This is a genomic window from Asticcacaulis sp. MM231, from assembly GCF_964186625.1.
In the GTDB taxonomy this organism is placed as follows: Bacteria; Pseudomonadota; Alphaproteobacteria; order Caulobacterales; family Caulobacteraceae; genus Asticcacaulis.
Genome location: NZ_OZ075108.1, coordinates 1916665 through 1937819, shown reverse-complemented (window position 1 = coordinate 1937819; position 21155 = coordinate 1916665). Strand labels below are relative to the sequence as shown.

Annotated in this window: 21 protein-coding genes, 1 tRNA gene and 1 pseudogene; 10 read left to right on the top strand and 13 right to left on the bottom strand. The window is 57.6% G+C overall.

All coding sequences use genetic code 11. From position 1 onward, the window contains the following. Positions 1-23: 23 nt before the first annotated feature. Positions 24-635, bottom strand: coding sequence for a superoxide dismutase (locus ABQ278_RS09490; RefSeq protein ID WP_349319385.1), 612 nt, complete (start codon positions 633-635; stop codon positions 24-26). A 154-nt stretch (positions 636-789) separates the two neighbouring features. Further along, positions 790-1929, bottom strand: coding sequence for a bifunctional 2-C-methyl-D-erythritol 4-phosphate cytidylyltransferase/2-C-methyl-D-erythritol 2,4-cyclodiphosphate synthase (locus tag ABQ278_RS09485; protein ID WP_349319384.1), 1140 nt, complete (start codon positions 1927-1929; stop codon positions 790-792). 61 nt (positions 1930-1990) lie between these two features. Between ABQ278_RS09485 and dusB the strand changes: the two genes are divergently transcribed. The 8 genes and pseudogenes from dusB (at position 1991) to ABQ278_RS09445 (ending at position 11515) form a co-directional block, all read left to right on the top strand. Next, positions 1991-2980, top strand: a complete 990-nt coding sequence (gene dusB, locus ABQ278_RS09480; protein WP_349319383.1) for a tRNA dihydrouridine synthase DusB — start codon at positions 1991-1993, stop codon at positions 2978-2980. A 96-nt stretch (positions 2981-3076) separates the two neighbouring features. Then, positions 3077-5386, top strand: a complete 2310-nt coding sequence (locus tag ABQ278_RS09475; protein ID WP_349319382.1) for a PAS domain-containing sensor histidine kinase — start codon at positions 3077-3079, stop codon at positions 5384-5386. 7 nt (positions 5387-5393) lie between these two features. Further along, positions 5394-6795, top strand: a pseudogene (locus ABQ278_RS09470) (sigma-54 dependent transcriptional regulator). A 57-nt stretch (positions 6796-6852) separates the two neighbouring features. Then, on the top strand, positions 6853-7716 hold the full coding sequence (locus ABQ278_RS09465) for a D-amino-acid transaminase (RefSeq protein WP_349319381.1): 864 nt from the start codon (positions 6853-6855) through the stop codon (positions 7714-7716). A gap of 113 nt (positions 7717-7829) precedes the next feature. Continuing rightward, entirely contained in the window at positions 7830-8078 is a 249-nt protein-coding gene (hfq, locus tag ABQ278_RS09460) for an RNA chaperone Hfq (RefSeq protein WP_018080169.1), read from the top strand. Between the two features lie 21 nt (positions 8079-8099). Next, positions 8100-9440, top strand: coding sequence for a GTPase HflX (gene hflX, locus ABQ278_RS09455; RefSeq protein WP_349319380.1), 1341 nt, complete (start codon positions 8100-8102; stop codon positions 9438-9440). A 93-nt stretch (positions 9441-9533) separates the two neighbouring features. Continuing rightward, complete coding sequence (locus ABQ278_RS09450; RefSeq protein WP_349319379.1) at positions 9534-9962, top strand: MarR family transcriptional regulator; 429 nt, start codon at positions 9534-9536, stop codon at positions 9960-9962. After that, positions 9962-11515 (top strand): DHA2 family efflux MFS transporter permease subunit, encoded by a 1554-nt coding sequence (locus ABQ278_RS09445; protein ID WP_349319378.1) that lies wholly within the window; start codon positions 9962-9964, stop codon positions 11513-11515. Before ABQ278_RS09450 ends, ABQ278_RS09445 begins: the two co-directional genes overlap by 1 nt. On the opposite strand, the gene ABQ278_RS09440 is transcribed toward ABQ278_RS09445, so the two are convergent. From ABQ278_RS09440 to ABQ278_RS09420, 5 genes are all read right to left on the bottom strand, one after another. Next, a complete protein-coding gene (locus ABQ278_RS09440; RefSeq protein ID WP_349319377.1) occupies positions 11516-12070 on the bottom strand; it encodes a helix-turn-helix domain-containing protein in 555 nt (184 codons plus the stop codon). 197 nt (positions 12071-12267) lie between these two features. Further along, positions 12268-12714 (bottom strand): hypothetical protein, encoded by a 447-nt coding sequence (locus ABQ278_RS09435; RefSeq protein ID WP_349319376.1) that lies wholly within the window; start codon positions 12712-12714, stop codon positions 12268-12270. A gap of 46 nt (positions 12715-12760) precedes the next feature. Continuing rightward, positions 12761-13519 (bottom strand): nucleoside triphosphate pyrophosphohydrolase, encoded by a 759-nt coding sequence (mazG, locus tag ABQ278_RS09430; RefSeq protein ID WP_349322136.1) that lies wholly within the window; start codon positions 13517-13519, stop codon positions 12761-12763. A 35-nt stretch (positions 13520-13554) separates the two neighbouring features. Beyond that, positions 13555-14907, bottom strand: coding sequence for an MFS transporter (locus tag ABQ278_RS09425; RefSeq protein WP_349319375.1), 1353 nt, complete (start codon positions 14905-14907; stop codon positions 13555-13557). Between the two features lie 69 nt (positions 14908-14976). Next, entirely contained in the window at positions 14977-15555 is a 579-nt protein-coding gene (locus tag ABQ278_RS09420; protein WP_349319374.1) for a hypothetical protein, read from the bottom strand. A 433-nt stretch (positions 15556-15988) separates the two neighbouring features. Between ABQ278_RS09420 and ABQ278_RS09415 the strand changes: the two genes are divergently transcribed. Continuing rightward, positions 15989-16222 carry a hypothetical protein gene (locus ABQ278_RS09415; RefSeq protein WP_349319373.1) on the top strand — a complete coding sequence of 78 codons (234 nt, stop codon included), beginning with the start codon at positions 15989-15991 and terminating at the stop codon, positions 16220-16222. Positions 16223-16274: 52 nt separating this feature from the next. Here the strand turns inward: ABQ278_RS09415 and ABQ278_RS09410 are convergent, their stop codons facing one another. Genes ABQ278_RS09410 through ABQ278_RS09390 form a run of 5 tightly spaced genes read right to left on the bottom strand, consistent with a single transcriptional unit; the run spans position 16275 to position 20323 of the window. Then, positions 16275-17087, bottom strand: coding sequence for an MBL fold metallo-hydrolase (locus tag ABQ278_RS09410; protein ID WP_349319372.1), 813 nt, complete (start codon positions 17085-17087; stop codon positions 16275-16277). Continuing rightward, the gene (locus ABQ278_RS09405) at positions 17087-17875 is read right to left on the bottom strand and encodes a TatD family hydrolase (protein WP_349319371.1); all 789 of its coding nucleotides are present in this window, start codon (positions 17873-17875) and stop codon (positions 17087-17089) included. The genes ABQ278_RS09410 and ABQ278_RS09405 overlap by 1 nt, the downstream gene beginning before the upstream one ends. 18 nt (positions 17876-17893) lie before the next feature. Beyond that, positions 17894-18889 (bottom strand): DNA polymerase III subunit delta', encoded by a 996-nt coding sequence (locus ABQ278_RS09400; protein WP_349319370.1) that lies wholly within the window; start codon positions 18887-18889, stop codon positions 17894-17896. Continuing rightward, complete coding sequence (gene tmk, locus ABQ278_RS09395; protein ID WP_349319369.1) at positions 18886-19551, bottom strand: dTMP kinase; 666 nt, start codon at positions 19549-19551, stop codon at positions 18886-18888. The genes ABQ278_RS09400 and tmk overlap by 4 nt, the downstream gene beginning before the upstream one ends. 55 nt (positions 19552-19606) lie before the next feature. Beyond that, positions 19607-20323, bottom strand: coding sequence for a septal ring lytic transglycosylase RlpA family protein (locus ABQ278_RS09390; RefSeq protein WP_349319368.1), 717 nt, complete (start codon positions 20321-20323; stop codon positions 19607-19609). A gap of 249 nt (positions 20324-20572) precedes the next feature. On the opposite strand from ABQ278_RS09390, the gene ABQ278_RS09385 reads away from it, so the two are divergent. Further along, a tRNA-Ser gene (locus tag ABQ278_RS09385) sits at positions 20573-20662 on the top strand. Between the two features lie 3 nt (positions 20663-20665). Here the strand turns inward: ABQ278_RS09385 and ABQ278_RS09380 are convergent. Next, positions 20666-21121 (bottom strand): META domain-containing protein, encoded by a 456-nt coding sequence (locus ABQ278_RS09380; protein ID WP_349319367.1) that lies wholly within the window; start codon positions 21119-21121, stop codon positions 20666-20668. Positions 21122-21155 lie beyond the last annotated feature (34 nt).

The window sequence follows — 21155 nt, the reverse complement described above, 5'->3', positions numbered from 1 at the left end:
TACCATCAAATAACAAGAAGAAATTAGACGCCGGCGTGCAGAGGGGCGTCCAGATTAGCGTTAGCGAAGTCCCAGTTGACCAGCGAGGTCAGGTAGGTTTCGATGAACTTCGGGCGCAGATTCTGATAGTCGAGGTAGTAGGCGTGCTCCCAGACGTCGAGGGTCAACAGCGGCTTGTCACCCTTGGTGAAGGGCGTTTCGGCGTTGCCGGTCTTGACGACCTTGAGCTTGCCGTCGGTGCCGAGCACGAGCCACGCCCAGCCGGAGCCGAACTGCGTGGCGCCAGCGGTCTTGAACTGCTCGACGAAGGCGTCGGACGAACCGAAATCGGCGTCAATCTTGGCGGCAATCGCGCCGGTGGCTGCACCGCCGCCGTTCGGCTTCATCGAGTGCCAGAAGAAGGTGTGGTTCCACACCTGGGCAGAGTTGTTGAACACGCCGGGGTTCTTGCCTTCCGACGCCTTGACGATCTCGACCAGCGACAGACCCGCGAATTCTGTGCCTTCGATCAGCTTGTTGAGATTGTCGACATAGGCCTTGTGGTGCTTCGCATGGTGGAAGCTGAAGGTGTTGGCCGACATGTACGGTTCCAACGCATCGGTGGCGTAGGGCAGGGCTGGCAATTCGAAGGGCATGGGAGGACCTCGGTGTGGGGGTTATGAAAAACGCGAACCCCCGTCATATATTCGGGGCGGAATCTCTTTTCAATACCTAGTGACCATGAGAATACTTCGCAATAAAACCCATAGCAATTCAATGGGTTTGATCAATTTCCTCAACACCCTGTTTTTACAGCTCGATCGCGCAGATTGCCTGTGCGGCAAGACCTTCTTCGCGGCCGGTAAAGCCCATGCCCTCGGTCGTCGTTGCCTTCACACTGACGCGATCAACCGTAATGTTGAGAATCTCGGCGATGCGGGCGCGCATGGCCTCGCGGTGCGGCTTGATCTTCGGACGTTCGCAGATGAGCGTGACATCGACATTGACGATCTCGGCGCCGACACCGCGCACCAGGTCGGCGGCGTGCTGAAGAAATTGATCGGAGGCCGCGCCCTTCCACTGTGGATCGGTCGGCGGGAAATGATCGCCGATGTCGCCCAGACCTGCCGCGCCCAGCAGGGCGTCGGTGAGGGCGTGCAGGCCGGCATCGGCGTCGCTGTGACCGATCAGGGTCTGGGTGTGCGTGATCTCGACGCCGCACAACCACACGCTGTCACCATCACCCCAGCGGTGGGCATCAAATCCCTGACCAATTCTAATTTGTTTCAAAGGCTTATCCTTGGGAATTAAAGCTTCAAGCAGGGCGAAATCTGCGGGATAGGTCAGTTTGTGTAGGCTCATATCGCCTTCGACCAGGGTAACATTGATGCCGGAATGGCTGGCGACCATGGCTTCATCAGTCGGCGTCTGGTCGGCGGGCCAACGTTCGTAGGCGCGCAGGATATCACCCAGCCGAAAAGCCTGCGGAGTCTGGGCGCGCCACAGATGTTCACGCGACGGCGCCTCGACAATGCGGTTGTTCTCGCCGCGCTTAAGCGAATCGGTGACCGGAAGCGCCAGAATCGCCGCCGGTTTCATCTCAAGTTCTCTCAACAAGGCATTGATATGATGCGCTTTAAGCAAGGGGCGAGCGGCGTCATGGATCAGCACCACTTCGTCCTTGCCGGCGCTTATGGCGTGAAGTCCATTGACCACGGAATCAGCCCGTAGCGCGCCGCCGGCCACGATTGTGGCGCGCGCCCCATAGACGATTTCGGACTGTGTCACGTCTTCCGGCGGCACGACAATGACGATTCCGGCTGCGCCTGCCTCTTCAAAGGCCGCGAAGGACCAGTCAAGGACGGAGCGGCCGCCGAGCAGCATCCACTGTTTTTTGCCGCCCGAGCGGCTGCCGGACCCGCCGGCGACGATGATCGCATGAAATGTCATGGGACCGTATTAGCGCGATACAGGCGTGGCGCAAGAGGCTTGAAGTGTGTATGTGAGCCTTATGACGGCACAGAGTTTGAAAATCGGTGATGTGGATATCAGGGGCAGGGTGCTGATCGCGCCCATGACCGGCGTGTCCGACCTGCCGTTTCGCTATATGGCGCATAAGCTTGGCGCGTCCTATGCCGCCACGGAAATGGTGGCGTGCGCGGAGATGGAAAGTGGCCGCCCTGATATTGTGCGCAAGGCGCAACTGGGCGAGCATGACGGCCTCAAGATCATCCAGCTTATCGGGCGCGATCCGGCGCATATCGCCCGTGGCGCGCATCTGGCCGAAGAGTTGGGTGCCCACATTGTCGATCTCAATTTTGGCTGTCCGGCCAAGGAAGTGACCGGTGTCTTGTGTGGCTCGGCCCTGATGCGCGATCTCGATCAGGCCGAACGGATCATGACGGCGGCGCTGCAAGCCACATCGCGTCCGGTGACAGTCAAGATGCGGCTGGGCTGGGACGACAATCACAATGCCGCCGAACTGGCGCAGCGGGCTGAAAAGCTCGGCATCGCTGCCCTGACCGTGCATGGCCGTACTCGCCAACAGTTTTACAAAGGTGAGGCCAACTGGCGCGCCGTAGCCGAGGTCAAGGCGGCGGTGCGCGTGCCCGTCATCGTCAACGGCGACATTATTGATCTCGATTCAGCTCAGGCAGCGCTGGAACAATCCGGCGCGGATGGCGTCATGATCGGTCGGGGTATCTATGGAAGGCCCTGGTTTGCGCGTGATCTTGATCAGGCCTTAAATGACAATAAACCGATGCAAATCATCGATTTATTGCAAAGGGCTAATCTGATGATTGAGCACATGCAGGCTTCCATGCGTTTTTATGGCGACGTTTTGGGCCTGCGCATGTTCAAGAAACACCTCGGCGCCTATATCGAGGCGTCGACACATCACTCCGATCCGCAGGTGCGACGGCAGGACAAGGCGCGCGTCTGCCGCATGGAGGATGCGGTTCAGATCGAAGCCGCCGTCCGGGATTTGATGACCGCCTGACCGTGGCAACAATCTCGTGAAATATGCAACATTCCTGTTGATATTCGGACACAGTAGTGCGCAAATGTCACTAGTTTGGTCATCAGTGGTTCACCCTTGAAAGACGCTACAGCACGACGACGCTGGCTGCCGCAGTTGCGACGCAGCCTGAAATCGCTCCGCACGGCTGGCCTTGGCAAGCTTGGCCTGGCGGTGGGTTATGGCGCGTCCATGCTGACCACCGCCTTTATCGTCTGGCTTATCGTCGCCACGCCGGGCACCGGCCTGACCATCAAGGGCCCCGTCGGCAACACCGCCGACTATCTTCTCATCCTCGTTTTTCTCAATCTGGCCCTGCTGCTGGGTCTGGTTTTCGTCGTCGTCCGGCGCGTCATCACGATTGCGCGCAGCCGTGGCGCCGATGCCGGCGCGCGTTTGCACCTGCGCTTCGTCTTCCTGTTTTCGCTGGCGGCGGTGACTCCGGCCATCATTGTGGCCCTGTCCTTCACCTTCCTCAATCGCGGCATCGACACCTGGTTCTCAGATCGGGTCAAGGCCTCGGTCGAGAACGGTTATGACTTTGCTGGCGTGTACCTGACCAGCGCCATTGATGCCTCGACCATCGCCATGAAGGATATCCAGACCCGCGCGCAGAGCGAGAATGGTCGCAAGCTGTTTCCCGATCGGCTGGCCTTCGCCATGGGCCTGCAAAAAGCATTGGAAGAGCAACGCGGCGAACTGACGGCCATCTATGTCATCGACCGAACCGGACAGGTTCTGGCACGCGCCGAGGGCAAGGGTTCGCCTCTTTATATGGCGCCGCCGCCGGAAGCGATTCAGGATGTGGCCTCAACCGGCCCCAAGGCCTACCCCTATGGCGATCCCGACGCCATCCGCCTGATCTATCCGCTCAGCAACTATAACGGTGCCATGCTTTATGGCATCAAACTGCTGCCAACGGGCATCTATGCCAAGATCCAGACCGCGACCCAGGCGATCAACGACTACCGCGAGACCACCAACAAGAAGATCCGGGCTCAGAGCATCTTCTTCATGGCCTATGTCGAGGCCGTGCTTCTGGTGCTCATCGGTGCCATCTGGGGCGGCACCTCAGCCGCAGAAAGCATCGCTGTGCCGGTGGCCCGACTTGTGCAGGCCGCTGACAAAGTGGCTGGTGGGGATCTCAACGCGCGCGTCATGACGATCAAGCAATCCGAAGATATCGCTGTGCTGTCACGCGCCTTCAACCGCATGACCTCCGACCTGCAAAGTCAGCAGGCGGCGCTTAAATCCGCCGGTGAGGAAGCGGAAAGCCGGCGGCGCTTTATCGAAACCGTGCTGTCGGAAATTAGTGCCGGCATCGTCGGGCTTGATGTTCTGGAGCATGTTTCGGCCATCAATCGTCATGCCGCCAACTTTCTCAGCATCGCTTCCGAGGATGCGCTTGGTGTGAACATACGCGAATTAGCGCCTGAAATTACTGAACTTCTCGATAAGGTGTCCGTGCATCGCGTCGAAGAGGTCGAGGTCGATCTGGTGCGCAAGGGCGAGACCCGCCGTATGCGCGTGCGGGCGTCCGGTCTGGAGACCGGCGGGGCGGTTCTGACCTTCGATGACATGACTCGCCTGATCGCGGCCCAGCGTAATGCCGCCTGGAAAGACGTGGCGCGCCGCATCGCCCACGAGATCAAGAATCCGCTGACGCCGATCCAGCTTTCGGCTGAACGCCTGCGCAAGAAATACCGCGGTCAGATTGATACGGATGTCGAGATCTTCGACCGCCTGACCGACACCATTGTGAGACAGGTCGGCGATATCGGCCGCATGGTCGATGAATTCTCCTCGTTCGCCCGTATGCCGGCGCCGAATTTCTCCGAGGAAGACGCACCGGAAATGGTGCGCGCCGCCGTCTTCGCGCAGCGTGTGGCAAGGCCGGATCTTTCTATCGAGATTGTCGAGCCTATGCCGGACGTCAAGGTGATCTGTGATGGCCGGATGCTCAGCCAGGCGCTTGGTAACGTTCTCAAAAACGGCGGCGAGGCGATTTCTTCGCGCCTGATGCGTGATCGCGGCAGCGATGAAGTCCAGCCGAATGATGGTATTCTTGGCCATCTGCGCGTCGAAATGCTGATCAAGGATGGCGAACTTGTCATTGAGGTCGAGGACGACGGTATCGGCCTGCCGGAAAAAGATCGTGACCGATTGACCGAGCCCTATGTCACCACGCGTGAAAAGGGCACGGGCCTCGGCCTGGCTATTGTAAAGCGTATTCTCGAAGACCATGGCGGTGAGTTCTATCTCAACGACGCGGTCCATTTAAGCGGCGCGCGGGCTGTCCTGCGTTTGCCGCGTATGCAGATCGGGCAAAATCCGGTTGCGGCAAGAGACGGTCATAGCAGCCCGAAACTTGTGAGCCAAAATATATGAGGATGTGATGAAAGTATCGTCTGGCGTTGATATTCTGGTTGTGGATGATGAGGCGGATATCCGCGAGTTGATCGCGGGTATTCTGGAAGACGAAGGCTATTCGGTGCGAACCGCGGCCGATTCCAACGCCGCCTTGCGGGCCATCAAGGCGCGCAAGCCCAGCCTGTGCGTGCTCGATATTTGGATGCAGGGCGGCGGCCTCGATGGCATCGAGTTGCTGAGCGTGATCCACGAGCTCGATCCGGATATTCCGGCCATCATGATTTCGGGTCACGGCACGATTGAAACCGCCGTCACCGCCATCAAGAAAGGCGCCTTCGATTTTATCGAAAAGCCCTTTAAAACAGAGCGCCTGATCATGGTTGTTCAGAGAGCGCTTGAACTGACCAGTCTGCGCCGAGAAAACAAGCGCCTGCGCAGCCAAGCCGTCGTGCCGGACGGACTGATCGGCAATTCAGCGGCGGCGCAACTGTTGCGGTCGACCATCGCCAAGGTGGCGCCGGCCAATTCGCGCATCATGATTTCCGGCCCCGCCGGTTCCGGCAAGGAACTGGTGGCCCGCATGATCCACGAGGTCAGCCCGCGCGCCAAGTGCGAATTCGTGCCGATTTCGGCCGCCGGTATGACGCCGGAACGGCTCGATGTCGAACTGTTCGGCGAAGAAGGCGAGAGCGGACGTCCGCGCAAGATCGGTGTGTTCGAACGCGCCCATGGCGGCACCCTGTTCCTCGATGAGGTGGCCGACATGCCGCCGGAGAGCCAGAAGTCGCATCCTGCGTGTGCTCGTCGAGCAGCGCTTCACGCGCGTTGGCGGTGCTCAGGATGTGCAGGTCGATGTGCGGGTCATCTCCTCAACCTCGAAAGACCTCTCGACCGAGATCGCGGCGGGCCGCTTCCGCGAAGACCTGTTCCACCGTCTCAACGTCGTGCCCGTTCGCGTGCCGGGCCTGTCGGAGCGTCGTGGCGATATTGCCGAACTGGTGCAGTATTTCATCGACCGCATCGCGGCGGCGCAAGGCCTGCCCAAGCGCATCCTCTCGGAAGACGCCATGGCCACTTTGCAGGTCCACGAATGGCCGGGCAATGTGCGCCAACTTCGCAACAACATCGAACGCCTGCTGATCCTGGCGACCGGCAATCCGAACGAACCGATTACCGCGCATATGCTGCCGTCGGAAGTGGTGGAATCCGCCACGGCCGGCGCTATTCGTCCGGAGCGCATCATCGCCCTGCCGCTGCGCGATGCCCGTGAGGTGTTCGAGCGCGAATATCTGTCGTCGCAGATCGTACGTTTCGGCGGCAATATTTCTCGCACCGCCAACTTCATCGGCATGGAGCGCTCGGCGCTGCACCGCAAGCTGAAGAGCCTGGGACTGGCCCATATCCGTAGCGATGAAGACGACATCTAGTTTGCGCAAGCCGGTTTTAGAAGCTATTCAGGCGCATCTGTCAGCCAAGAGTGAATCATGCCCAGAATAGCCTATGTTAACGGCGTCTACGAACGCGCCAGCGAAGCCGCCGTCTCCATCGAGGATCGTGGCTACCAGTTCGCCGACGCGGTCTATGAGGTGTGGTCGGTGTTTGATGGCCGGCTGGCCGATCTTGACGGCCACATGAACCGCCTTGAGCGTTCCTTGCGTGAATTGCAGATCACCATGCCGATGCCGAGCCGTTCTTTGCTGGTGGTGCTGAACGAGGTGATCAGACGAAATCGCATCCGCGAAGGCATGATCTACCTCCAGATCAGCCGTGGTGTGGCGCCGCGTGACCACGTTTTTCCGGCCAATGCCCGCGCTTCGGTCGTCATCACCGCCAAGCCCGTCGATCGTGATGCGGCTGAGAAGAAGGCGGCCGTCGGCATCAAAGCCATCAGCGCGCCGGATATCCGCTGGGGTCGTTGTGATATCAAGACGGTTGGTCTGCTGCCTAATGTTCTGGCCAAGCAAAAGGCGAAAGAGCAGGGCGCCGGCGAAGTGATTTTCGTAGACCAGGACGGCTTTGTGACCGAGGGCGGCTCGACCAATGTCTATATCGTCTCGGCCGAAGGCCTTATCCGCACGCGCAGCCTGAACGCCAACATATTAGCGGGTGTCACGCGCCTGAACGTGCTGCCGCTGATCCGTGAAAGCGGGCTCGAACTACACGAGGAAAGCTTTACGCTGGAAGAGGCCAAGGCGTCCGCTGAGGTTTTCATCACCGCCGCCACCAGCCTGGTCATGCCGATTGTCGCCATCGACGATCACGTTATCGGCGACGGCAAACCGGGACCAATCGCTTGTGCGCTAAGGGAAGCCTATATCGATCATGCGGGGCGCACCGCGGGTGTGTAAAATAAATTTACTTAAGCGCAGTTGAATTCAAAGAGATTCTTTGCCAAATATGAGGCTTATTGTCTGTGTGGGGGGTATTGTGCCCCTCAAATTTTAAACGAGAAGGGCCGACAATGTCCCACGATAAGAAACAAAACCTGCAAGACACGTTCCTCAACAGTGTGCGCAAAACAAAAACTCCCCTCACCATCTTCCTGATCAATGGCGTCAAGCTTCAGGGCATCGTGAGCTGGTTTGACAACTTCTGTGTCCTTCTGCGCCGCGACGGTCAATCGCAACTGGTTTACAAGCACGCGATTTCGACCATCATGCCGGCCGCACCCGTCCAGCTTTACGAGCAAGAAGAAGATCTTGACGACTAAATCCCTTCAAGGCTGTTTAGTTTGACCGATCGTTTCCATGACAACGCGCCGGAGATCGTGCGCGCTGTCGTCGTTGACCCCGACATAGATGTCCATGTCTCCGCCCGCCACAGCGGAGATACGGCTATCGCCCGCAAGTACGACAACTCACGGCTTGAAGAAGCCGTGGGCCTTGCCATGGCTCTGGACCTTGAGATCACCCGCACGCTGTCCGTGCGTGTGCGCAAGCTCAATCCGGCCACGCTATTCGGCGAAGGTAAGGTCAATGAAATCAAAGCGCTGTGCGAAGAAGCTGAAGCATCGTTGTGCGTCGTCAATGGATCGCTTTCGCCTATTCAGCAACGCAATCTGGAAAAAGCCCTCGATGTTAAGGTGGTCGATCGCACCGGCCTGATCCTGGAAATTTTCGGGCGCCGCGCCCGTACGGGTGAAGGCAAGCTGCAGGTTGAACTGGCGCGTCTTGAGTATGAACGCTCGCGACTGGTTCGCACCTGGACCCACCTCGAACGACAGCGCGCCACCGGCACGACCGGCGGCCCAGGGGAAACCCAGATCGAACTCGACCGTCGTATGATCGCGGACAAGATCAAGCAACTCAAATCCGAGCTGGAAGAGGTGAGGCGCACGCGCGGTCTGCACCGGAATCAGCGCAAGAAGGTGCCTTATCCTATCGTGGCGCTGGTCGGTTATACCAATGCCGGCAAGTCGACCCTGTTCAACAACCTGACCAAGTCCGAGGTCTTCGCCAAGGATCTGCTGTTCGCCACGCTCGACACGACCTTGCGTTCGCTCAAGCTGCCGAACGGCCGCTCAGCGATTCTGTCAGATACGGTGGGTTTCATTTCTGACCTGCCTCACGAGCTGGTAGCAGCCTTTCGTGCAACACTCGAAGAGGTCGAACAGGCCGATTTGATCCTGCATGTGCGCGATGTCTCCAATCCGGAAACGGAGGCGCAGAAGTCGGACGTCGAGCAGGTCATGGCGCATATTTTGCCCGACCTCGACCGCTCGCGCATGGTCGAAGTGTGGAATAAGATTGACCTGTTAGACGATGAATCCAAAGATATTTTGTATTCTCGCGCCATTACCGACCGAGCCGGCAACAAGCCCTTGCTTGTCTCGGCGATTACCGGCGAAGGCGTCTCCAATCTGCTGCAGCAGATCGCACTTCTGGTCGATGCCGCCGGCGAAGAAATGGATATTACGCTGGAACCGCATCAGGGCGATGTGGTCGCTTTCCTCTATCAGCATGGCCGCGTACTGGGGCGTCATGAGGATGAGGACGGCCGCACCCATCTGCGCGTTAAATTGAGCGATCAGGCCTATGGCCGCTATGAACGTATGCTGACCGGCAAGTCCTGATACCTGCTTAATCTCAATTTTAAATGCGGACGGTTCTTGCAATGACGCTGACTCAGGTCTAAATAGTTAGCCTTCTAACTATTAGATATGAACATGTCCGTCGAAGATCGCTTTTCCGCCGCCCTGCATAATACCGCCCGTATGTGGCGCCTGGCCCTTGATCGCCGCCTGAGAGACTTGGGTGTCAGTCAGGCCGGCTGGCTCAGCATCGCCTATATCGCCAAGACCCAAGGACCTTTGTCGCAAGGCGAACTGGCCAATCTTGTCCAGGTAGAAGCCGCCACCATGGTCTCGACCATCGATCGTCTGGAAAAGGCCGGACTGGTTTTGCGCGTCGCCTCGGAAAGCGATCGCCGCGTTAAGCACGTAGTCCTGACGCCTGCAGGCGAGGTGCTTTATGGCAAGGTGCGCACTCGTGCCGACGAGATGCGGCGCGATATATTGGGCCATATCGAGCCCGAAAAACTGGCTATGACAGCAGATATCCTTGAAAATATACAAGCGTTTATAGAGAAAACCTGATGAGTGGTACAGCAACAGCCCCTGTGGGCGGCTTAGCCATCAATCGCGGCATGATCACGGTTTCGATCATGCTGGCAACGATTATCCAGGCCATTGACGGCACCATCGCCAATGTGGCCCTGCCGCATATGCAGGGCAGCCTCAACGCCTCGTCGGACCAGATCACCTGGGTGCTGACGTCTTTCATCGTGGCTGCCGCCATTGCCACGCCCTTGACCGGCTGGCTGTCGGATCGCTTCGGCTTGAAGAACGTCTTTCTTGTTTCCATCGCCGGTTTCACGGTCGCCTCCATGCTGTGCGGTATCGCCGGCAACCTTTCGGAAATCGTTGTTGCGCGACTGTTACAGGGCCTGTTTGGCGCGGCGCTCGTGCCCTTGTCGCAATCGACCCTGCTCGACATCAACCCCAAGGAAAAGCACGGTTCGGCCATGGCGGTCTGGGGCATGGGCGTCATGGTGGGGCCGATTCTGGGGCCGACGCTCGGTGGCTGGCTGACCGATGCCTATGACTGGCGCTGGTGCTTTTTCATCAATGTGCCGATCGGCGCAGCGGCCTTTTTCGGCATCTGGAAATATATACCGCGCACCATCGCCAAGCGGAGTATTCGCTTCGATGTCTTCGGTTTCGCCATGCTCAGCCTGGCCATCGGATCGTTGCAGATGCTGCTCGATCGCGGGCAATCGAACGACTGGTTTTCGTCATCGGAAACCTGGATCGAGGCGATCATCGTGTTCGTCAGCCTGGGCTATTTCATCATCCACACGGCCACGCGGCCGGCCGGCGCCACCTTCCTTGATTACAGGCTGCTGTATAACCGCAATTTCGTGACCGGCCTGTTGTTCATCTTCATCGTCGGCATGGTGCTTTTCGCCACGCGCGCGCTCATGCCCTCCATGCTGCAAGGCCTGATGCACTATTCGGCCATGGCCGCCGGTGTGGTGACGGCGCCAAGCGGACTGGGTACCATGCTGGCCATGCTTGTGGTCGGACGGATGGTGGGTAAGGTCGATTTGCGCCTGATCCTGGCGGCCGGTTTCGGCCTGACGGCGGTTTCGCTGGCCTGGATGTGCACCTATACAATCGTGCTGTCACAACATGATATCATCTGGCCGGGCATTGTTCAGGGCATCGGCATGGGGTTGGTGTTCGTGCCGCTGAGCGCCGCGTCCTTCGCCACCCTGCCGGCGAACTTGCGTCCGGAAGGCACCGCCATCTATAGCCTGATGCGCAATATCGGCTCCAGTATCGGCATCGCCATGGTGCAGGCGCTTCAGGTGGGCAACACGCAGTCCGCGCACGCCGGCATTGCCGAACGTATGACGGAAACCAATTCGGCGCTGATGAGCAGCAGTTACGCTCAGACGCAAAGCGGCCTTGAAGGGCTGAACAATGAGATCAATCGTCAGGCCAGCATGATTGCCTATGTCGATAATTTCTGGCTGATGCTGATCCTGTGCCTGCTCTCCATGCCTTTGTTGCTTTTGATCGCCGCGCCGAAAAAGAAAAAGTCGGCGGAAGAGATAGAACACGATCAGCTAGCGGCGATGGAATAGCTAAAACAGGCTCAGCGTTTCATCGACCGGATCGATTTCGGTTTTTTTGCTCGCCGGTTTTGTCTTGGCCTTAGGCGTGAAGTGTCGCGTCAGGCGGGTGGCGAAAACCTGCTTGTTCTTCTGCATGTCCATGATGACCTCCTTGGCCATATCGACACGTGGTTCATATTTCAGACTGTACAGCGTGAGTTCGACCAGCACGGGCGCGAGATCGGCACCGCGTTCGGTCAGGGCATAGATGAACTTGCGCTTGTCGGTGGCGTCCGCCGTCTTGGTGATCAGGCCGTTCTGTTCCAGCTTGAGCAGACGATCGGCCAGAATGTTGGTGGCGATCTTTTCCTCTGAGCGCAGAAAACCCTGATAGCTGTTATGACCGCGCAACATCAGATCCCGCACGATCAGCATCGACCAGCTATCGCCGATAGCCTCCAGCGCCAGATTGATCGGGCACAGCGATCGGTGCGTCTTCGGCAGTGCGCTCTGCTTCGCCTTGGCGGGCTTTGAACCTTGAACCAGCTTTGAGCGGGCAGGGAAGGATTTGGCAGGCTTTTTCATACGCGGGCACCAGAAACGTCTTGCATGGCAGTTCGCAAGTGATGCGCGTTAATCTTTTGATTCGCAAGACAGCTTTCAATGACTTGCTAAATAAAAGTTTGGTTGCAATTAGATTGCTATTCACAACCAGTTTGAAATTCCAATTGTGCACAGCAAGTGAAATGCGATTTTCATTTCAATATGAAAGCAAGCTGATATCAGGAAGGGCGCCGCGCGACCTTAACGTCATAATCGCGCAAGGTGTTTTTATCGCCGGCCAGAACACGGTGGAAACGCGTGGTGATATCCAGCGTTTCCACCGGCTTGCTTAGCTCTGGCGCGGTTGTGGCACAATCATGCCGGATCGCCATTTTCTGATGCCCGGCATTGAGCGTCAGTTGGCAATCACCGCTATAATCTGTGATACGACGCTCAAAAAAGCGCGCCTGCTGAAAGGCCCGAAGAATGCGCTTTACGGCGAACTTGGAAATCTTGTAGCGATAGATCCGTGTCATGTCGCTGAGAACCACATGCCCTTCGGCATCGACATCAAGCCTGACAGAACCCGGCGCCTCATAGCTGATACGGGCATCCGCGGGCAGGGGCTGATTTTGCGTCGTGGCATGGTAGGCGATGATCAAGCTGGCGCAAAACAGCGTACTCATCAACGTATTGCGCAAACGTTTCGGCAGCGGCTTAATCTTCAGCACATCACTGGGTTTCGCGCTCGGCGTTCTTGGCGGCATTCCACAGCGCGTCCATTTCCGCTAGGTCGGATTGATCAGGCGTCTTGCCAAGTTTTGCCAATTCGGCTTCGATCGTTTCAAAGCGCCGGACAAACTTCGCGTTGGTCATGCGCAGAGCGTTTTCCGGTTCGACATCGAGCTTGCGCGCCAGATTGGCCAGCACGAACAGGACGTCCCCCAGTTCCTCATGCGATTTCTGCACATCGCCGCGCGCGATCTCAACCTTCAGTTCCTCAGTTTCTTCATCGAGCTTATCGAGCACCTCATGAACACTCGGCCAGTCGAAGCCGACACGCGCCGCGCGCTTGGTCAGTTTGGCGGCGCGGGTGAGGGCGGGCAAACCGACCGGCACGTCATCGAGCAGACCGTGCTTTTCCTTGGCCTTGCGCTCCTGCGCCTTGATGATTTCCCATTCGGTATTTTGCTCATCGGCCGTGCGATCACCGGCATCACCGAAAACATGGGGGTGGCGACGGATCAGCTTTTCGCTCATGCCAGCGGCCACGTCGTTGAAATCGAACAGACCCTGTTCTTCGGCGATACGCGCGTGGAACACCACCTGAAACAGCAGGTCACCCAGTTCTTCCTTCAGATCGCGCATATCCTTGCGCTGGATGGCGTCGGCCACCTCGTAGGATTCTTCGACCGTATAGGGCGCGATGGTATCGAAGGTTTGTTCTTTGTCCCAGGGACAGCCGGTTTCCGGATCGCGCAACCGGCGCATGACGTCCAGCAGACTGTCGATGGATTTCGAATTGCTCACACGATGTCCTTTGCTTTCAGTTGCGCCATAATCTGTTCGTGCCGTTCTGGCGTCAGATCGTAGGCCTTCATAGCGAGCGCGCCAAGAATAAGGAAGATCACTGGCAGGCCGATAAATAAAATTTCCACCCACACCAGAGCATCGGCCGGGCTTTGCGCCGGCGCCTTGACGTTGAAATGCAGCAGCCCCAGGATCGTGATCGTCAGGGCGGAAATGGCATAACCGACCTTGGTGGTGGCGGAAAGGATCGCCATCAGCGTGCCCTTGTGATCATGGCCGGTCTCCAGCATGACCTCATCGCCGATATCGGCCATCAAGGCACGGGTCAGCAAAAGCGAAGCAGCGTAAGGGATACCATTGGCAAATGTCATGGCGGCGCAGACAATAAAATTGCCCTTGGGCGCGAAATACATGGCGGCATAGAGCGCGGCAAAGATCAGGCTGGAAAGGATCAAAACCTTATGCTTGCTCATGCGTTTCGAGGCGATCGTCCAGATCGGCGCGCCAACAATGCCCGCCACGAAATAGAGCAGCATGGCGATATTGCACTCCATGCGCGTCAGCCCCTTGGTCTCTTCAAAGAAATAGAAGAAGAGGGCGGCCATCACGCCCGGCGCCAACCCCATGAAGAGATCCGCCCACAGGATGCAGCGCACGTTCTTCCGCTTCCACATATCGAAATAGTGGCTGAGTTTGAGATCATGTGTGGAGGTGTTCGAGACTTTTTCCGGCACCACCCACAGCGCAATGGCGATGCTGATCGGCAGGCTGAGCATAATGAAGGCACCCATGATCTGAACGCCGAGATTATAGCTATAACCAAGACTTTGAATAATCACAGGAATAAGCGCCGCCGCCAGAATGCCGATAATATTGCCAACCTGCCACCACGCAAAGATGCGCGAACGCTCATTGTAATCGGTGGAGAGCACCGTGCCCCAACTGGCCTGGCTGAGCGCCGCAATCGAGAAACCGACATAAAGCACAAACAGCCAAAGCCCGAGATAGATCGGTCCGACGCCTTTTTGCGCCATGAAGATAAAGCCGGTGCTGACGAAAAGGATGGGCAGACAGATCAGCATCCATAACTTGAAGCGGCCAAGCTTGGTTCGCGTGCGATCCATCCAGTGTCCCAATACCGGATCGATCAGGATATCGAAGCAACGAACGATGAAGAAAATAGCGCCGACCATTGCGCCCAACTGAAGCTGGGTGCCGTAGTATTCCGGCAGGGTGGCGACCAGCGGCAAACCCAAGGCGGCAAAGGGAACGCACGGCGCTATGAAGGCGAGCATACGTCCCATGCCGACCTTATCGCTGGCTGGCTGTGTGCTGATTTGTGACGCCACGATTTCCCCCGATTGTGCGAGTTTGTTCACGCCACGATAGGGCACCACGGCGCCTTTGCCAACGGGCCATCACATGACATAGACGTAAAGCTGTGTCTGCCGGCGATCGTCCACCGATATAATGCGGTCGGGTTTATAATCCGGCACAGGAAAACTGTTGCTGATCAATAGCGTACCGGCGCGCATCTCGGCCTTGGCCTTATCGAACATACGCGGCATGGGCACCGGGGACAAAAAGCAATAGACGACGTCGTAGTCAGCAAGATCGGCGTGCCATATGCTTTTGTAAATCACCTTGGCGTTGGCAGATGCTGCGAACAGCATGTAAATTTTCGAACCCAGATAGACGAGCGGTGCGGTTTCAAAGCCAAAGGCTTTCAGGTTGGGATGCGCGCGGGCAACGAAAGCCACGACACCACCCATGCCGCTGCCGAGATCGACAAAGCTGGTGGCTTCGCCCGTAAGATCGCTGATGGCCTGCCAGGTTTTACGATTGGTCATATAGAAGGGCACCTGTTCGGAGGCGCTGTTCCAGTAGACAAGACCGCAGAGAACAAAAGCGACCAGATAGGCCCAGGCGGGCACGGCGGCATTAAGCGCCACGGCCAGCGGCAGCAGAATCTGGATCGGTATCCAAAACCACGACAAGCCCATAAACCTGCCGATGGCAGCCGCAGCAAAACCTTGCAACACAAGACGCAACAATCCGTGGACGGGAATTTTGTCAGCAAGAAACCAAAGCGCCGCAATCACAAGGGCTTGTGAGAGAAGGACCTTGATCCAGGGTAGGCCTTGCTGGCTAAGACGGTTCATCGGCGGCGTTGCCTGTGGGAATCATTATGCTTCAGCAGACGTTTTCACAGTCTCAAGGTCAAGTCCGCAGAGTGGCAGACTTTTATCGCATAATAAATATTATGAGAAATAATACATCATTGTGGTGAATTTGGCTTCAGCAAACGCCCTTATAGCTTACTTATGCGCCGTAACAGCGTTCGACACATACCCCTTATGGGAAACCACGTAGCTTGATTTCAACGCAAAGATTTTGCGTACAGATTGCACGTCCGTTAGGAGTTCTGCTATGGCTACCACGACCGCCGCACATTTTGAACCAACGACCGACACTTTTGGCCAATTGACGCTTAACGCGCGTCACAAAGTTCGCGCCTTGCCGATCAATTTGCTCATCGCCTTGGCCTTCCTGAGCGCCATCATTCTGGCGATCACCGGTATAGTTATGGCGGACAATGCCATGTTCGTCCATGATCATGCGCAAGTCGTTTATTATGGCGGCGTGCCGTTGGACTATGACTGAACCGGATCACCTATTACATCAAGGCCGCCTGTTAACCTATTGACACAGCAGCCTAAAGGTTAATTTCAAAACCTATCTGATCATAAGCAGGCTCGACACCCTCAGGGAGTTGGGCCTGCAGCGCATTATAGTCCAGATCCTGGTGCAAATTCGTTAAAATGGCGCGTTCGGGCTGCACGCGCCGGATCCATTCCAGTGTTTTTTCCAAATGCGAATGGGTCGGATGCGGCTTATAACGCAGGCAATCGACAATCCACACCTTCAAATTCCGCAAAGCTGCAAAGCTGTCTTCAGGCATATTCGATACGTCACTCGAATAGGCCACATCACCGATGCGATAACCTACCGAGCGTATGGGGCCATGCTCCTGATCGAAGGTCACGATCGGCAGGGCGCCCCCCTCACCTGCGACGCTCCATAGCTGCCCATGTGGCGGTATAATATGAGGCTCGCAAACCGGCGGATACCCCAAATTCCCTTTAAAAACATAGCCGAAGCGCCTTGCCAGGGTGTCCATGGTCGCCTGATCGGCATACCCATCGATCGGCGTGTCGCGTTTGAAGGTAAAGGCGCGCATATCGTCAAGGCCGTGAGTTTGGTCGGCATGATCGTGCGTCCATAACACAGCATCGATATGCGTGACCCTGGCGCGGATCATCTGGTCACGAAAATCGGGTGACGTATCGATCACAACCGAGGTCATGCTTTCAGGCCTCGCCTGATCATAAAGCCCGAACCACGCCGAGCAGCGTGAGCGCCGGTTTTTAGGGTTCTCCGGATCACACGCGCCCCAATAGCCGTCGATGCGCGGCACGCCGGTTGAGCAGCCGGACCCGAGAATGCTGACCTGAAGCACCTGCGCCATCAGCGGGGTATCCTGTCAAAAAGCTTGAAGAAGGCGTCATGGGTCTTCGACCTGACGTCATCGAGGCTCCAGCCACGAATATCGCCCAACTTGTCATAGACATGGCGTACGAAAGACGGTTCATTGCGCCGACCGCGTATCGGAACCGGCGCCAGATAAGGGCAATCGGTCTCGATGATGATCTTGTCGGCCGGCATATCGACGATGATATCGCGGACATCCTGCGCCGCCTTGAAGGTGGCGATGCCCGAAACCGAAAACCAGGCGCCCATTTCCGCACAAGTTTTAGCGAGTTCCGCGCCGCTCGTATAGCAATGCAGCAGCAACTTGAAGGCACCCCTGGCGTGTTCTTCACTGAGGATTTGCCCCATCCAGTCATCGGCCTCGCGTGTATGAACGACGAGCGGCAAACCGCTTTCACGCGCGGCGATGATATGCTGGCGGAAAACCTGCGCCTGGATATCGCGCGGACTGAAATCATAATGGAAATCAAGACCGCACTCACCGATGCCAACCACCTTGGGCTTTTGCGCCAGATCCAGCAAGGTTTGGGCGGTCAGGTCAGGATTTTCGCGCGCCTCGTGCGGATGCGTACCGACGGTGGCCCAGATATCGTCATGATCCTGCGCTATCTTATACACAGCATCGAAATTTGACACCTTATCGCAGATGTTGACCATCAGCCCGACACCCGAGGCACGGGCGCGCTCGATCACTTCGGCGCGGTCCTCGTCAAATTGCGGGGCGTGCAGGTTGACGTGGGAATCAATATATTGGCAATCAACCATAATGTCTCACATCATACCTTAAGATAAGCTGGCCAATTCATTGTAAATAGACCAAAAATAGTCTCCGCGGTCAAGATTGACAAATTCGACCTCGCCGACCGATAAAATCAGCCTGGACCACAGTTGCGAATAAATTTGCCCGTTTTGTGACGTCTCTGCGCTCAGCGAACGCTCATGAAGACGGTCGGTCAGGCAGGCCATAAAGGTGGCGAACTTCCGGGCGCCATCGTTTTTAGCCGATGAGGATTTGAACGTGGCCGCCATTTGCATCAGCTCGGCGCGCGGTGGCAAGGGCTTCTCAAGCAGGCGTCCGGCGAAGCTATCCATCTCCAGAGCGCCTTCTTCCATAAGGCTTAGCGCCTTGCCTGGCGCGCCATGGGCCAGTCTGACCAGTCGTGTGAGCGTCTCTTCATCGACGTCAAGGCGCTTGCGCACGAAGGCGCTGACGGCTTGGTCCGTCCAGGGCACAAAGGTGAGCCTCCTGCAACGCGAACGGATGGTTGGCAGCAACCGGCCCGGCGAATGGGAAATCAGGAAGATGATGCCCTTATGAGGTGGTTCCTCAAGAATTTTCAACAAGGCATTGGCAGAATTGATGTTTAAGTCATCAACGGAATCGATGATGCAGACGCGATAAGGCGAACGCGACGGCGCCTTGGAGAAAAATTCGCCGATCTCACGCACGGCGTCGACGCTGATGTTCTTCTTCAGCTTGCTCTCGCCCATTTCGCGTTCAAGCACCAACAGGTCGGGGTGCGAACCGGCGGTAATCAGGCGCACATCGGCGTCTTCCGGCGACATGGCCAATCCGCCGAAGGCCGTATCCCGGTCACGTCCCATCAGGAAACGTGCGCACCGAAAGGCGAAACTGGCCTTGCCCAGCCCTTGCGGTCCGCACAACAACCAGGCGTGATGAAGACGGTTTTTGTCATAGGCCGACAGAAAGGCCTGATCCGCCGCTTCACCCTGCTCAAAGATGAAGTTTTCGCGTGGCGTGGTCAGCGTATCCATCATGCGCCTCGCAGGACAGGAAAGGCCGCAAGGACCGTCGACCAGATTTCGGCAGTGATCGGCTCGATCGCCTGATCGGCGTCGATAAGGCGATAGCGCTCAGGATGCGCAGCGGCGCGCGCGATGAAGCCGGCGCGCAGACGTTCGTGGAAAGCCGCACCCTTCGATTCAAAACGATTTTCGATATCGCCGCGGTCATACGCGCGCTTGAGGCCGACCTCGACCGGCATGTCCATCACCAGCACCAGGTCAGGCTGTGTCATACCCACCACAACCTGATCGACCTGCTCGATAAAGGCCGGCGCCACCCCGCCGCCGGCGCCCTGATAGGCGCGTGAAGAATCCGCAAAGCGATCGCAGATGACCCAGGCGCCGCGCGCCAGTGCCGGACGAATGACTTTTTCCAGATGGTCGGCACGGGCGGCATACATCATCAGGAGTTCGCTAACCGCCGACCAGCGCGTGGCGTCGCCCTGCACCAGCAGATCGCGCAAAGCCTCGGCGCCGGGAGAGCCGCCCGGTTCACGCGTCTGCACGACTTCGAGCCCCTGCGCGCGCAAACGCGCCACCAGCGCCTTGACCTGGGTGGATTTTCCCGCCCCCTCGCCGCCCTCGAAGGTGATGAAGCGCCCTGTTTCGGATGTATGTTCGGATGATGTGTTCACGCAGCGAGATAGACCGGTTTTCGCAGCAATTCTCAAGCCCTAATCGGCAAAAATTTCAATCGCTGCGCACAAGGATGGCGCCGCTAAAGCCGGCGTCGATGGCATCCTGTCGATGGGTTTCGGCCGCGGCCGCACTCTTATAGGGGCCGATAAAAACAATATAGAGACCGCCGCGCCGATCAATACGGGCATCCTCCAGTCGGTCTTGCGCCGCCTCGGCATTGGCTTCGTGCGCGAAGGCGCCCAGTTGCACAATATAGCGCCGGTCATCGCCCGATGAAGCGGTGTAGGTCGGGCCGGCATAGACCGGCCCCGCCCCTTCAGCGGGCCCCAGGAAGGTAATCTTCACGCGTGCCGTGCCGGTTTGGTAGACGCCCAGCGCCTTGGCCGCGCCGCGCGACAGATCCACGATGCGCCCTTGCACGAAGGGGCCGCGATCATTGACGCGCAGCCGGATAGTCTTGCCGTTGTCGAGATTGGTGATTTCGGCCACGCTCGGCAAGGGGAAGGTCTTGTGCGCCGCGGATATGCCGTCGGCCATGAAGACCTCGCCATTCGCGGTATGGGGATTAGGCAATTCCTCGCTGTACCAGGACGCCGTGCCGGTCTCGCTGTATCCGACGGAAGGGATTTTGGGGTAATAGGTGGTGCCGCGCACGGTATAGGGACGTAAGGTGCCCGAATTATAGTGCGGATCGCGCGCCACCTTGGCCCCGTGTCCGCCGCCCAGATCATGGCTCTGCCGTGTTGTGGTGCAGCCTGCCAAAACCATTAAGGAAACAAGGCCTAAGAGCCTCATTCCTGATGTGATCTGTGAGCTATGTGGCGCGCGCATCATCGCGGTCTTCTTTCTGAAAGACGCTAGGTTCAGCGTTCAGTTTGCGCGTAATATGCAAAACTTTGGTTAAGGACGGTTAAGCCTGTTCGTCTGGGTCGACATTTTCCGGAAAAACGCGGACTTGCCACAAAACAGGGCTTGGCACGCAGGCGGACGCACGCTACAAGCGCCCTTCCCTCGCGCGGACAGGTGGTCGAGTGGTTTAAGGCAGCGGTCTTGAAAACCGCCGTAGGTGGAAGCCTACCGTGGGTTCGAATCCCACCCTGTCCGCCAGTTCTACTGCATATAAACGGCTTCAAAGCGCGCCAGTGGTGCCATGCGGGCCTTGTTGAGCACCAGCCTGTCACCCTTGACGTTATAGCTATCGGCGCTATTGAGCACGCGAAGGAACTGCGTTTCGGTCTCCATGCCCTGCGTACACGCCATTTCCATGCTGACGATCTGTGAGAAGCGCACCCGGTTCATGGCGCCCAGCGTGTAGCTTCCACCCAGGCGATTGCAGCCCCCCGACCCGATAAGCCGCTGAACATCCCGTTTGAGCGTTATGTAAGTGTCGTTCGGCCCCGGTGCGACGGGATGGCCGTTAAGCTCCACCAGCATCCAGTATTTTTCGGTGATGACCGCCTCATGAGACGTCATCGCGCCGGATAGCGGACGTGGCGCTTGATCCGTGACGCATCCCGTGATGATGATGGCCGACAGCGCAAGGCCTGCGAAAAGCAGCGTCTTCATAATTGGCTCCCTGATGTGAGCCCATGATACGGGA